Source organism: Mameliella sp. LZ-28 (assembly GCF_012274245.1).
Lineage (GTDB): Bacteria > Pseudomonadota > Alphaproteobacteria > Rhodobacterales > Rhodobacteraceae > Antarctobacter > Antarctobacter albus.
The window spans coordinates 374,598-387,708 of sequence record NZ_JAANYX010000034.1 but is presented as its reverse complement, the minus strand read 5'-3'; the positions used below and the strand labels follow the sequence as shown (position 1 = coordinate 387,708).

General features: G+C 64.5%; 10 protein-coding genes. 1 reads left to right on the top strand and 9 read right to left on the bottom strand.

Translation table 11 applies throughout. The annotated features are described in order from the left end of the window. Positions 1-2: 2 nt before the first annotated feature. Positions 3-1,901, bottom strand: a complete 1,899-nt coding sequence (locus G9Q80_RS22025) for a bifunctional 5-dehydro-2-deoxygluconokinase/5-dehydro-2-deoxyphosphogluconate aldolase (RefSeq protein ID WP_088715127.1) — start codon at positions 1,899-1,901, stop codon at positions 3-5. Between the two features lie 363 nt (positions 1,902-2,264). After that, entirely contained in the window at positions 2,265-3,296 is a 1,032-nt protein-coding gene (locus G9Q80_RS22020) for a LacI family DNA-binding transcriptional regulator (RefSeq protein ID WP_088715128.1), read from the bottom strand. Positions 3,297-3,432: 136 nt separating this feature from the next. Between G9Q80_RS22020 and G9Q80_RS22015 the strand changes: the two genes are divergently transcribed. Continuing rightward, complete coding sequence (locus G9Q80_RS22015) at positions 3,433-4,557, top strand: Gfo/Idh/MocA family protein (RefSeq protein ID WP_088715129.1); 1,125 nt, start codon at positions 3,433-3,435, stop codon at positions 4,555-4,557. Between the two features lie 6 nt (positions 4,558-4,563). Here the strand turns inward: G9Q80_RS22015 and G9Q80_RS22010 are convergent, their stop codons facing one another. From G9Q80_RS22010 to G9Q80_RS21980, 7 genes are all read right to left on the bottom strand, one after another. Continuing rightward, on the bottom strand, positions 4,564-5,034 hold the full coding sequence (locus G9Q80_RS22010; protein WP_157903827.1) for a MarR family winged helix-turn-helix transcriptional regulator: 471 nt from the start codon (positions 5,032-5,034) through the stop codon (positions 4,564-4,566). 173 nt (positions 5,035-5,207) lie between these two features. Beyond that, complete coding sequence (locus tag G9Q80_RS22005; protein WP_069209322.1) at positions 5,208-6,008, bottom strand: OmpA family protein; 801 nt, start codon at positions 6,006-6,008, stop codon at positions 5,208-5,210. Positions 6,009-6,021: 13 nt separating this feature from the next. Beyond that, complete coding sequence (locus G9Q80_RS22000) at positions 6,022-8,526, bottom strand: DUF4384 domain-containing protein (protein ID WP_069209321.1); 2,505 nt, start codon at positions 8,524-8,526, stop codon at positions 6,022-6,024. Between the two features lie 43 nt (positions 8,527-8,569). Further along, the gene (locus G9Q80_RS21995; protein ID WP_168246578.1) at positions 8,570-10,435 is read right to left on the bottom strand and encodes an SH3 domain-containing protein; all 1,866 of its coding nucleotides are present in this window, start codon (positions 10,433-10,435) and stop codon (positions 8,570-8,572) included. A 171-nt stretch (positions 10,436-10,606) separates the two neighbouring features. After that, on the bottom strand, positions 10,607-11,335 hold the full coding sequence (locus tag G9Q80_RS21990) for an amino acid ABC transporter ATP-binding protein (protein ID WP_088715132.1): 729 nt from the start codon (positions 11,333-11,335) through the stop codon (positions 10,607-10,609). After that, a complete protein-coding gene (locus tag G9Q80_RS21985) occupies positions 11,335-12,147 on the bottom strand; it encodes an amino acid ABC transporter permease (RefSeq protein ID WP_088715133.1) in 813 nt (270 codons plus the stop codon). The genes G9Q80_RS21990 and G9Q80_RS21985 overlap by 1 nt, the downstream gene beginning before the upstream one ends. Positions 12,148-12,256: 109 nt before the next feature. Further along, the gene (locus tag G9Q80_RS21980; RefSeq protein WP_088715134.1) at positions 12,257-13,072 is read right to left on the bottom strand and encodes an ABC transporter substrate-binding protein; all 816 of its coding nucleotides are present in this window, start codon (positions 13,070-13,072) and stop codon (positions 12,257-12,259) included. Positions 13,073-13,111 lie beyond the last annotated feature (39 nt).

Below are 13,111 nucleotides of genomic sequence, written 5' to 3'. Positions count from 1 at the left end.
TCTTAGTCCTCCCCGCGTGCGGCATCCCAGTGGCCGCAGAGGCGTGCGAAATTGTCCGTCATCTGCGCCACCGCGTCCGCGTCGCTCATGGCGCCGGTCATCCAGGCCTGCGCCGCATCGGCAAAGATCGTGCGGCCCACGGCAAAGCCCTTGACCAGCGGGAAACGCGCCGCGACCTCGAAACTTTCCTGCAGCGCAGCCTCTCCGGCCCCCAGGCCCAACACCACGATACCACGGGTGTTGGGATCGTTCTCCTCGATTGCATGCACGGTTTTTTGCCATGCCGCGTCCGAGGTCATCGGTTCCAGCTTCCACCAGTCGGGATAGACGCCCAGTTCGTAGAACCGCCGGATCACCTTTGCGGTGGTGTCGTCATCGACCGGCCCGGCCTTCGACGGGATCACCTCCAGCAGGAATTCCAGCCGGTTGCGCCGCGCGGCATGAAACAGGCGGGTCACGGTCGCCTCGTGGTCGGCACGCATCTCGGGCGTGTCGTCGGGGTGGTAAAAACACAGCACCTTGACGACGTGGTCCAGCGGCCATTCGTTCAGCCCGCCGAAGTCCGGTCCGATCTCGGGTTCCAGCGTCAGCGGGCGCGATCCGGGCCATTCCACCGGGCGCCCGATCCACAGACCCGTTCCGGCAGCCTTGTAAAGCGCATCGCGCCCCAGGCGGCTGTCAACCAGCAGGCCGTAGCCGGGCCGCCCGTCCGCCACCTGCGCGCAGGCCTCCAGGCAAAGCGCCTTGAACTGGCCGATCTTCTCGGGCGTGGCGCCGTCCAGCGTTTCCATCTGCATCCGGTGGTCAAAGGCAAAGACCCGCATGGTCGACCAGTCGCCCTTGCGGTTTGTGGCCCAATGCACCTGTTCCAGCTCGGCGTCCTTGCGCAGGGCCTTTTCCTTGACCCCGCGCTGCAGGAAAAACTCCAGCTCGGCCCAGGAGGGATAGGCGGGGGTGCAGCCGTGGCGCGAGACGGCGAAGGCGCCGCAGGCGTTGGCATAGGTCAGTGCGGTGGGCCAGTCCCGGTCGGTCAGCCAGCCTTTCAGCAGGCCGGACATGAAACCGTCACCGGCGCCCAGCACGTTGAAGACCTCGATGGGAAAGCCCGGGCCGCTCTGGCCCTCGTCCAGGGTATCCGCGATCTCTCCGGTAAAGGCGACGGCGCCCATCGGGCCGCGCTTGCAGACCAGCGTCGCGCCCGAGACCTTGCGGACATTGCGCAGCGCCTGGATGGTGTCCGTGGTGCCGCCGGCGATATGGAACTCTTCCTCGGTGCCGACGATCAGGTCGAACAGATGCAGCGTGCTTTGCAGCTTGGCCGTGACCGCATCCGAAGCGATAAAGCGGTTTTCGCCGTCACCGTGCCCGGACAGCCCCCAGAGGTTCGGGCGATAGTCGATGTCCAGCGCCGTCTGCATTCCGTTCCCGCGCGCGATGTTCAGCGCCTTGAGCACCGCCGCTTCGGTGCGCGGATGTGACAGGTGCGTGCCCGTGGCGACGACCGCCCGCGCCTGCGTGATGAACCCCTCGTCGATGTCATCCTCGCACAGCGCCATGTCGGCGCAGTTGTCGCGGTAGAAGATCAGCGGGAACTGTTCCTGGTCGCGGATGCCCAGCAGCACCAGCGCGGTCAGGCGTTCGGGATCGGTGACGACGCCGCGCGTGTCGACGCCCTCCTTGCGCAGCTCCTCGGTGATGAACCGGCCCATGTGTTCATCGCCCACGCGGGTGATCAGTGCCGATTTCAGGCCCAGCCGCGCGGTCCCGGCGGCGATATTGGTGGGCGAGCCGCCGATATACTTGTTGAAGCTCGCCATATCTTCGAGCCGCCCGCCGATCTGCGCGCCATAGAGGTCCACCGAGGACCGGCCAATGGTGATCACATCCAGGGTCTTGCCCATGCCTATCTGCCTTTCCGGATCGTCGAAACATCCGCGCCGCTCTCCTCAGCGCGGCGCATGTTGGCGCAAACCTGAGCCGAGAGGGGCCCGCGGTCAATTCCCCGCAATCCGAATCCTCTCATTCATGAGGGGAGATGAGAGGTATTTCGAGAGGGTTTTCTGCCAAATGAGATGAAGCGTATCAGGCGAGGTCGTGTTGGACCGTTTTGATCCGGAGGCACCGGTATGTCCGACGCGTCCTTGCGACCTGGGGCGGGGCATTCTGACGGGTGAGTCCGGCGGTTTGAGGGTTTTGTACAAAATGCAGAAAACGCCGTACGTTTTGTACAAAACGTACATGGCCGGATGGCCGCGCCGACATCGTCAAACCGACTCGGGCAGGTACAGATCGGGGCGTAGGAAATGCTGTCCGGGGGTGGGGCTTTCCTGCTGCTGAACGGCGGCGACCATCAGCGCCACCGTGTCGGTGCAGAGCTGTTCCAGCGGCGTGGCAATCGACATCTCCGCATAACGATCGGCCAGCGCGGCGCGCGATTCCGGGATCAGCTCGTGCAGGATCAGCGTCACCTGGCCGGGCGCCCGCGCCTCGCGCAGGGCGGCAATCGCGCCCTCCATGCCGCCGCCCGAACAGTACAGCCCCTTGAGATCCGGATGCCGTTGCAACAGTTCCAGCGTGGTTTCATAGGTCAGTTGCCGCGTCTCCAGGTTCACCATCGTGTCGAGGATGCGGAAATCTGGCGCGAACTCCCTGAAATAGCTTCGGAAACCCGTTTCTCGCAGCTCGTGCCCGTGCCAGCGGTAGCCGCCGACGAAGACCGCCAGCTTGCCCGGGCTGCCCACGGTGCGGAACATCATGTGGGCAGCGATGCGTCCCGCCTTCATGTTGTTCAACCCGATATAGCCTTGCCGCACGCCCTGCGCGAAATCGTTGAGCATGGCGAAACAGGGCACCCCCTGCACCTGCAACTGGGCAACGGTATCGGTGATCTGGACGTGGTTGACCGCCGAGGCCGCCAGCGCATCGCAGCGGTCGGCCAGGCCGGTCAGCAAGCCCGCGATGTCGCCGGGGCTTTGCGAGGGCGCGAATTCGACCGCGAACGACCCGCGAATGCCCGGCGCCCGCGCCACAGCCGCCTCCATCTCGCGCGCGACGTCCTGCCAGAACGGCTGCCGCGCCTTGGGAAAGACAAAGCCGAATCGCACCTCCGGCAGGTCCGCGAACATCCGCTGCCCGATCAGCGCGGCGGCATGGTAACCGATGCGTTGGGCGGCCTCGTAGACGCGGCGAGCGGTCTCCTCGCGCACCTTGGCCCGCCCGTTCAGCACGCGGTCAACGGTGGCGACGCTGACCCCCGCCTCGCGGGCCAGATCGGTGATGGTCGGACGTTTGGCCATGTCATGTCCTGACGATTGATGAATTGTGCGCGCGCATCATGAGGGTTTTTGAAAGAAATCCAATCCCCCGGTTGCAATCTCTCTGGGAAGAATCGCGTCACGCGGCTAGGGCTGAGGTGCAAAACGGGAGGGCAGCATGGCAGGATTGGGGATCGGGCTGATCGGGACGGGCTTCATGGGCAAGACCCATGCATTGGCCTGGGGCGCCGCGCGGGCGGTTCTCGGGCGCGACCTGCCCGAAGTGCGGCTGGAGATGCTCTGCGATACGCCCCAGGACCGAGCCGCAGAGATGGCGGACCAGTTCGGCTTTGCCCGCGCGACAGGGGATTGGCGCGCGCTTGTCACCGATCCGGCGGTCGACGTGGTTTCGATCACCACGCCGAACAACCTGCATCACGAAATGGCCTGTACCGCGCTCAGGGCGGGCAAACATGTCTGGTGCGAAAAGCCGATGGCGCTGACCCTGGCCGAGGCCGAAGAGATGGCGCAGGCGGCGCATGAGGCCAGGACCGTCACGATGGTAGGCTACAACTACATCCGGAACCCGGCCTTTCTGCACGCGAAAAAGCTGATCGAGGAGGGGCGCATCGGCCGTGTCGTGCATGTGCGCGGCTGGGTGGACGAAGACTACCAGGCTGACCCCGATCTGCCCTGGACCTGGCGTGCGCGGCTGCAGGACGCGGGCCTTGGCACGCTGGGCGACCTGGGCTGTCACCTGGTGTCGATGGTGATCGGCCTTGCCGGACCGATCGAGAGCCTTGTCGCCGACACGCAGATCATCCACGACACGCGCCCCTTGCCCGACGGATCGGGTCGGGGCGCGGTCGAGAACGAGGATACGGCGACGGCCCTCTTGCGATTTGCCAATGGCGCGCATGGGTCGATCTCCAGTTCTCGGTCGGCCTGGGGCCGCAAGAACAAGCTCGATTGGGAGATCCACGGCACCAGGGGGATGATCTGGTTTGCACAGGAGCGGATGAACGAATTGCAGGTCTACCTGAACGAGGGGCCCAAGGCGGAACAGGGATTCCGCACGATCCTGTCCGGCCCGGAACATCCGCCCTTTGGCGCCTTTGTGCCAGCGCCTGGGCATCAATTGGGCTTTGGCGACCTCAAGACCATCGAGGCGGCGGACCTGCTAACGGCCATCCGCGACGGTGGGCAGGCCTATCCGTCGATGCAGGACGCCTTGGTGTTCGAACGTGTGATCCACGCCATCGCCGACAGTGCCCGGCGGGGCTGTTGCCGGGTGACCCTCTAGGCTTGTTCAGACGTTCGGGTCCTCGGCGGCCTTTTCCAGCGTGTCGAAGGTCTGCATCAGCAGATCGATCTGGCTTTTGTCCAGGTAGGCGCGCAGGGCCTTCTGGCGGGCCTGCATCCTGGGCATCGTCCGCTCAAAGACCTCGCGCCCCTTCTCCGTCAGGTCGAGGTACAGCGCGCGGTTGTCTGTCTGGTCGCGGGTCACGCTCAGGTAGCCCTCGGCGCTCAGAGACTTGACGTTGCGGCTGATCAGACCCTTGTCCATCGCGGTCATCCGCGACAACTGCGCCGAGGTGCAGGGCCCTCCGTCGCCGATCACGGCGATGATGCGCCATTGGGTGATGGTCACGCCCGAGTGTTCCCGCAGGATGCGCGAGGCCTGCGCGTTGAGCTTGGACTGCACCCTGGCAAAGCGATAGGTGAGGAAATTGGCCAGCGGGGCCCGCTGCGGCCCGCCCGTGTCGTGATTGGAGTCCATTCGAAATTCTGTCCTTGCCCGGAAGGTAATGCCCAGAGGCGGCGCGCCCATGACAAGGTAGCTGTGCCATTCCGGGTCAGGCAAGTGTCAAACCGTGCTATTTGCGGCCCACCTGGGACAGGAGAACGGTTTAGGACATAGGCCCCGCCCGGTGACGGGCGGGGCCCGCGGTGTCAGTACTGGCAGACCGTGGTTGCGGTCTGCAGGACGGCGCCGGGCGTGTTGGGCAGGCGCATGAAGGTCACGCGGCGGTTTTCCGGCGCGTCGGGGTAGGCCTCGTTCTTGAGGACATATTCCCCCCAGCCGACCGGGTAGAGCGGCACGCCCACATAGGCCCCTTCCAGGATACGCGTCACCGAGGCCGCGCGGCGCAGGCTGAGATCGCAGTTGTAGCCTGCCGAGCCAACGGCATCGGTGTGGCCCACGACCGCATAAGAGGTGCCCTGCAGCGCGGGATCGTTCAGTGCGGCGATCAGCGTGTTGATCTTGCCGCTCTGGTCCTGCCGGACCTTGTCGCTGTCATAATCGAATTCGATCGTGATAGCGACTGAAGGGATCACGACCTTGCCCGTCTTGGGCGGTTCAGGAGCGTCGTAGTTCAAAGGTTTCGGCTCGTCGTAGCGCGCCGTCACGGGCTCCTGGGGCTTGGGTTTCGCCGTGTCGGTGTAGGTCGGTGTGGGCGGAGGGGGGGCCTTGCTGACAGTGACCTTGTTGTTGTCCAGGTCCAGCACCAGCGTTTCATACTCCACCCCCGGTCCCGCGCTTTCCAGCGCGATCCCGTCCGGGTCGATATCCACACCGGCGCAGGTCGCTGCGTCGGGGTTTAGCAGGCAATTGGCCATCGCGCTTTTCGGCTGCGGTTTGATATCTACCAGGGGATCGTCGCCCGGGATGAAGATTTCGCCACTCTGCGCAAGGCCTGCCGCAGGGGGCAGGCCAAGGCAGAGAGCGACGCCAAGGAAAAGCTTTCGCATCGCTCTCGTCTCCTCAGTAATCGCGGACCACGACCGAGATCTGGGCCTTGGTCACGTCGGGGTTGTGCTTGGACACGGCGCGGTAGTCTACGCCGCTTGCGGTGTGCTTCTTGTCCTTGGCGTCTGCGTCGAGGTCAAGAATGAGGGTTTCCTTGACGATGCCCTCGTAGTGATCCTTGGAGACGGTCTTGTGACCGGCTGCGCAGGACACCTTGGAGGTATCGCGGGTCGCCTTCTTGATGGCCGCGTCGCCGCCGTTGCAGATCGCCAGGATTGTCTCCAGCCCCGGTTCGGAGGTGCGCAGAGCGCCCTTCGGCGGGAAGACGTACTGGGTGCCGCCCGGGATGACGATGTCATCGAGGCCCGGGAAGGGGTACAGCACGCAGCTGTCGTGATCGTCGTCGATCGAGATCAGCGTCAGGCGGCAGTCGTGGCGCGGTTCGATGAAGACCCGCAGTTCGTCACCGACCTTGTACGTGGGCTTGTCGGTGTAGACGGTCAGGTGGCTCTGGGCCGCGGCCGAATGCTGGACCGGATCATAGTCGTCGCCGTACTTCTTGGCGTCGTCATGCGTCTTGATCGGTTCCTTGCCGGTCACGACATAGTCCTTGTCCGTGGGCGTATAGTCGGCGTCTTTCTTGACGACCTTGGTGTCCACATAGCCATCGTCCTTGATCACTTTCACCTTCTTGGCCGGCGGCTCGTAGTCGGTGTCCTTGACCACCTGCTTGACCGAGTAGGACAGGTCCGCCGTCACGACATGGTCGGTCTTGTACGGGTAGTAGTCCGTCAGTTTTTCAAGCAGGACCGGGTAGGCCGCGGTCCATTCGTCGCGCGCAATCGGCGAGGTGTCGAGACGGGTCAGCAGGCTGGCCATCTCGTGCCCGGCAAAGGCCATCCGGCTGCGCAGCGCGTCCGAGGTCAGGCCAAGCTCGTTGGCCGCCTGGTCGAAGTCGATGAAGTAATCGACGTGGTAGACGAAGAGGCCGCGCACCGGCTCCAGGCCTGCGGCCTTGGTGTCGGGTTCGATGCCTGCGCTGGCCAGGGTGTCCAGGAAGGCTTCCATGTCGCGCTGGAAGTACTCGTTCACAACATCCTTGCCGGGATAGATCGCGTCGATGGTCTGACGCGCCGAGGCCGACAGGGACAGGTTGTTCAGGGCGACGTCACGCACGGTGTCGTCGTTGAACCGCATGCCCTTGGAGTGGCACGAGATGCACGAGATGCCGTTGACCACCTCGCCGGTGCCGTCGGGATAGTCGGTGTCGCGCACGATCGAGGTCGGGCCGACGTTCAGACGATCGCCTTCGGCGGTGTTGAGGTAATAGGCGTGGAAGCCGTTGGGCAGGGTGAATATCGACTCGCCGCCATCGTGGAGGAAGGCAAGATCGGGGCCGTAGGCCTCTGTCGGACCCAGCGGGAACTCGAAGAAGCTCTGACGCTTGGCCGACCCGGCAAAGTCATAGGAGGTCCAGAAAAAGCCGGTGCCCATCGGGTGACGTTCGATCAGGCGGTTGTGCGTCGACACGCCCGAGTCCTGAAAGCCGGCGCGGATGACCTGCTCGTTCAGGATGTTCTTCTTCATGTCGATGTTCAGCAGCTTTTCCAGCCCATGCACCGTGTCGGGCAGGCCCAGCATGTCATAGTACATGGGCGAAACCGAAGCGGTCGCGGCGAACCAGTCGGCGCGGATGACCGGGATCTTGGTCCCGGCCAGGTGCTGCAGCGAGCCCAGGTAGGGGTCGGTGTCGCTTTCCATGCCGTAGGGGTACTGCGCTTCCATGTAGCCCCAGGTTTCATGCGTCCAGTCGAGATCGGGCAGGAAGACTCGCAGCAGGATGCCGTGCTCGTCGACCTTTTCGAACTTGTAGACGTTGGGGTTCCAGCTCAGCGCGTTCAGCAGCTTGACCGTCGCGGCCAGGTAGGCGGTGTAGTTCTCGTCGGTGACGTCCGGGTCGTTCCACATCGGCCGCATCGAAATATAGCGGACGCGGTCACGACGGTTGGTCGGCAGGCTCTGCATGTCGGCATGGGCCATCGCGTACATGTCCGCAAGCGAGATGTAGGTGCGCGGCTCGGGCGCGGTGTCACCCAGAGCGACGATCCAGTCCTGCAGTTGCTGCAGCTCTGCCTCGTTCGGCACGCAGCTGGGGTCCCAGCAGTTGTCCGGCATCGCCGGCGCGCCGCCGGTGATGACCTGGTACAGCTTGGACTTGGACGGTTCGCCCACGGCCACGAACTTGGGGTCATGGGACAGGCGGCGCAGGTCGAGGACGTGGCCGAAACCCGCCTTCGGCGTGGTCAGCCCGTCGCCGAGCGCGCCTTGCTGGTGGCAGTCGGCGCAGTACTTGTCCAGAACCGCGTATGCTGCCTTTTCCTGGGCGGTCGCATCGGCGGGCAACTGGTAATCCAGCTCCTCCGGGTCGACCAGCTTGGTCTGGTCCTGCGCCAGTGCGGGCAGGCCGAAAGCGGTCGTCAGGGCGATGACGCTCACCTTCATCAGGTCGTTGGGTTGCATAACATCTTCTCCTGTTCAAAGAGGGATTGGGGTGGAATTCGAATTATTGGCACCGGATCGAGAGGTATTTCTTCGAGGCCCAGCCGGTCACTCCGCCTCTGCCCCGGTGGGGGTTCTGGCACTGTCCCGAGAGGCAGCGGACCTGGGCCCAGTTGCCGCTCTGGTTCAGCACCCTGAGGGTGTCGCCGAGATATGTCTCGGAGATGATCCGGCCGCGGGTACTGGCTTGCGTCCGGATGTTCAGGAAGCCGCTCCCGTTGTTGCGGGTGTGACTGTTGTAGTGGTTCAGGTTCACCACGGTGGCGGTACATTGCGTCACCGGGCGCTGTCGCGGCTTGTCCGAAGCCAGGTAGCGGTTGGAGACCCAGCCGTCCTGGCCGTTCGACAGGCGCACGTTGTTCCAGCCGCCGTTCTGGTTCAGCACGGTCACCTTGTCGCCAAAGTCGATCCGGTTGACGACGCCGTATTGCGTGCCCGGCCCGGAACGGACGTTCAGGTGATCGGTCCCGGTGACATACATCGGGAAGGTGCGGCTGGGCGGCGGCGTCACCACCTTTTCCGGCGTCTTGAGAATGGTGATACGGTCGATCACCACGCGCGAGATGCAATCCGTGTCTGCGCCGCAGCGGTCGCGGGTGTTTATGCGCCAACTCTGCTGGTCGGATGCACTCACCGGGCGCGCGGGGTTCTTGTAGGCGCGCTCCATTTCCTCGTCGAGGCCGGCAAGGTAGCGGTCACCGCAGATCGTGCGCTCGGTCGTGTTGAGGTTGGGCGAGGTGCACCACCACAGCAGCGGTTCTTCGGGGCGGGTATCGACCACCGGGGGAACCGGCTCTTCGGGAGTCTCGGCAATGGTGCACTGACGCGCGACATAGGACTTGGCCAGGATCGAATAGCCGTGGTCGCCGCAGACCTGCAGGTAGGCCTCGTAGGCAAAGCATTCGTCGAATTCCTTGGCCTCGGCATAGAGCGCGTCGCACAGCGCCAGTTCCGGGGCGAGCTCTTCCGGCGGCAGCGGCCGGCCGCTACCTTCGTCGCCGGGCGCCGGGGCCGGCGGCGGCGTGACGGGATCCGGGGCGCCGGGCACGACGGCGGCCTTGAGCACAGAGGACTGGGCCAGGATATCTGCCATCGGGATGGCATAGTTGACCGCGTCGCGGTTCGACCCGGCATGATGCAGGCCGACGACCTTTTGCAGAGAGGCGTCGATCACTGGCGAGCCGGAGTTGCCCGGCAGCGTGTCGCAGGTGTGCAGCAACTGGCGGTTCGACAGGGCGGGCGCATTGGCGCGGCACTTCTCGCGGCTGATGCGCTGGGCTTCTCCCATCGGGTGGCCGATGACCCAGTAGGGATCGTTGTCCTGCGGGGTGACGGCGGCCAGGTCCAGCGTGCCGAAATCGGCCGAGGGATCGCCGATCACCTCGAGCACTGCGTAATCGAGATCCTTGGAGGACTCGACCGGCGTCGGCACGACCGTATAGCGGCGGGTTCCTTCGTCGACGCCAGGCTGGCGATAGCCGGCCACGAAAAGGATCGAGTCGATCCGCGTGGCACCGGCCCGTTCATTGTCGAGGATGCCGGGCACGCAGTGATGATTGGTCAGGATATGCTTGTCGTCGACGATGAAGGCGGTGCAGGGGTAGACGCCGGTATCGGTGAGGATGTCCAGACGGCCCACGGCCAGCCCCATCTTGGAAAAGACGCTGTTGGGGGAATAGTTCAGGATCGGCTCGTTGTTGTAGTCGCCGATGGCAAGTTCGAGGTTGATGTCGCTGCCGCCGCCTGCCGTCTGGTTTCGGCGCAGAACGACACTGCCAAAGCTCGTCCGGTCGAAACCGACGAACTCCTGCGCCCGGGTTTGAACGGGCAAAAAGGCCGCCAGTCCCAGCGAGGTGATCAGTGTGGCCATTGCAGCGGCGGTACGCACGGTATCCATCCTTCGAAAAAAGGTTTGTCATCAAGATGATTTCAGTTTGTTCAGAAGGGGCCGTTGCGTCAACGAAGGAAAACCCGACCCTGCAAAAAGTCGGGCAAATTCCGGTATTTGAGAGGGGCTAGGCGGGGGTGGGGCGCCCGGTGGCTACAATACGCGGGACAGGAAGGCCCGCGTGCGGGTCTCTTGCGGTGCGCCAAAGACCTGCGAGGGCGGCCCGGATTCGAGGATGCGGCCCTGGTCGAGAAAGCAGACCGTGTCCGCAAGTTCACGCGCAAAACCCATCTCATGCGTGGCCAGGACCATCGTCATGCCTTCGGCCCGCAGTTGCCTAAGAACATCCAGAACCTCGCCCACCAGCTCGGGGTCCAGTGCCGATGTGATCTCGTCGAACAGCATGATTTCGGGGCGCATCGCCAGCGCCCGCACGATGGCGACCCGCTGTTGCTGTCCGCCGGACAACTGGTCGGGATAGTGCTGCATCCGGTCGCCCAGGCCAAAACGGGTGAACAGCTCGGCGATACGCGGTTCCAGTGCGGCCCGGTTGTGACCGTGGATGCGGCGCGGCGCCAGCATGGCGTTGTCCATCGCCGTCATGTGCGGGAACAGGTTGTAGCTCTGGAAGACCATGCCGATGCGCTGGCGCACCGGCTGCGGGTTGAAGCCGGGCTCGGAGATGTCCGTCCCGTCCAGCGTGATGGTGCCGTCGTCGATCGGTTCCAGCAGGTTCAGGCAGCGCAGCAGCGTGGATTTACCGGACCCGGATGCGCCGATGAGGCAGATCATCTGGCCAGTGGTGATGTCCAGGTCGATGCCGCGCAGGACCTCGTTGCCGCCAAAGCTCTTGCGGACGTTTTTCAGGGAAAGTGTCGGCATCAGCTGCGGGCCTTGCGCTGGCGGTTCATGAGGTGGTCGGCGTAGCGGGTCGCGGGGATGGTGATCGCCAGAAAGATCAGCGCGGCGCCGACATAGGGCGTGAAATTGGCCAGCAGCGACTTGTAGACACCGGCCTGGCGGAAAATCTCGACCGGGCCGATGAAGCTGAGCAGGGCCACGTCCTTTTGCAGCGCGATGAAGAGGTTCATATTGGCGGGCACCACGCGTCGGATCGCCTGCGGCAGGATCACGAAGCGCATCGCATCAGACGGCGACAGGCCCAGCGACAGCGCCGCCGCGCGCTGGCTTTCGTGGATCGATTCGATGCCCGACCGGACCACCTCGGCGACATAGGCGGAATAGACGAGGATCAGCGCCAGCGACCCCCAGATATAGGGCGAATTCCACGGGCGCGGCAGGCCCAGTCCCGGAATGCCGAAGCCGATCAGGTAGATGACCAGGATCACCGGCAGGCCGCGAAAGATATCCGTGTAGAGGATCGCCGCCAGTTTCACCGGGTAGAGCGCGGGCGTACGCAGGTCACGCGCGATGGCCACCGCCAGTCCCAGCGCCGCGATCAGAGGGGCGCACCAGGCAAAGATCGCGATGTCCAGGAGGAAGGCCTCGAGCAGGCCCGGAAAGGTCTTGGTAAAGACCTCGCCGTTGAAAAAGCTGCGTTGGACCCGGTCCCAGCCGGGAGCCATCGGAACAAACACGACAATGGCCAGGACAACCGCCAGGGTCGAGCCGGCGGCGATCAGGTTGGCGCGTCGGCGCTGGCGGGTCTCGAAGATCTGTCTGCGGGTGGGCATTAACTGTCCGTCAGGCATGGGGGGGGCGGGGCGGGGGGCTCTGCCCCCGGCCCTTCGGGCCTCCCCCGAGGTACTTGGAAAACCAAAGAAGCGGGGGCGCGTTCCGCAATTACTCGATGACCGGAACGCCGGTGGCGTCCTGCAGCCACTCGGCCTCGATCGCGGCCAGCTTGCCGCTATCCTTCAGCGCGGCCAGGGCCTCGTTCACGCAGGTCTTGAGCGGGCTGCCTTCTTCCATCAGCAGGCCGAACTGGTCGGGATTGTCGCTGCGCTCGGGCGGGAACTGGCCCAGGATGGTGCCGTTTTCGACCACCACGGCCGAGAGGTACAGCGCCGTCGGCAGGTCAAAAAGCGCGGCGTCGATCTGGCCCGCCTGCATGGCCGCGGTCACGTCGACGTTGTCGCCGTAGAGCATCGGCTGCTTGTCCGGGCCGATCAGGTCCATCAGCATTGGCACGGCGGTGGTGTTGGCATCAGCCCCCCAGAGCAGGGTTTTCAGGCTGGCCACGGTGGGCTGCGCGCCGCCATCGACCACGGATTGCGTGGTCAGGACCGCCATCGCGGAACTGTAGTAGGGGGCGGAGAAATCGACGACCTTCTCACGCTCTTCGGTGATCGAGAACTGCTGCATGTTGATGTCGAAATTCTTGGCGCCGGGCTGGATCGACTGGTCGAAGGATGTGCGCACCCAGGTGACCTGGTCGGCGGCGAATCCCATTTCCCCGGCCAGGGCATAGGCCACTGCGGCCTCGAATCCCTTGCCGCTTTCGGGGGCGTCATCCAGGACCCAAGGGTAATAGGCGGGATTGCCGGTGGCGATGGTCAGCATGCCGTCGGTCAGGGTCTTGCCGGTGGCACAAGTGTCCTGGGCCAGCGCGGCGCCCGCGAGGCCGCAGGCGAGCGCGGTGAAAGTCATGAGTTTCATCGGAATTACCCCTGTCGGTTTTTGGCTGGTGGCAGAGTT

Coding starts and splice junctions, on each gene's coding strand:
- G9Q80_RS21995 (WP_168246578.1), bottom strand. CDS start 10,435: ATGGCCACACTGATCACCTCGCTGGGACTGGCGGCCTTTTTGCCCGTT.
- G9Q80_RS22015 (WP_088715129.1), top strand. CDS start 3,433: ATGGCAGGATTGGGGATCGGGCTGATCGGGACGGGCTTCATGGGCAAG.
- G9Q80_RS21980 (WP_088715134.1), bottom strand. CDS start 13,072: ATGAAACTCATGACTTTCACCGCGCTCGCCTGCGGCCTCGCGGGCGCC.
- G9Q80_RS22000 (WP_069209321.1), bottom strand. CDS start 8,526: ATGCAACCCAACGACCTGATGAAGGTGAGCGTCATCGCCCTGACGACC.
- G9Q80_RS22005 (WP_069209322.1), bottom strand. CDS start 6,008: ATGCGAAAGCTTTTCCTTGGCGTCGCTCTCTGCCTTGGCCTGCCCCCT.
- G9Q80_RS22010 (WP_157903827.1), bottom strand. CDS start 5,034: ATGGACTCCAATCACGACACGGGCGGGCCGCAGCGGGCCCCGCTGGCC.
- G9Q80_RS21990 (WP_088715132.1), bottom strand. CDS start 11,335: ATGCCGACACTTTCCCTGAAAAACGTCCGCAAGAGCTTTGGCGGCAAC.
- G9Q80_RS22020 (WP_088715128.1), bottom strand. CDS start 3,296: ATGGCCAAACGTCCGACCATCACCGATCTGGCCCGCGAGGCGGGGGTC.
- G9Q80_RS21985 (WP_088715133.1), bottom strand. CDS start 12,147: ATGCCCACCCGCAGACAGATCTTCGAGACCCGCCAGCGCCGACGCGCC.
- G9Q80_RS22025 (WP_088715127.1), bottom strand. CDS start 1,901: ATGGGCAAGACCCTGGATGTGATCACCATTGGCCGGTCCTCGGTGGAC.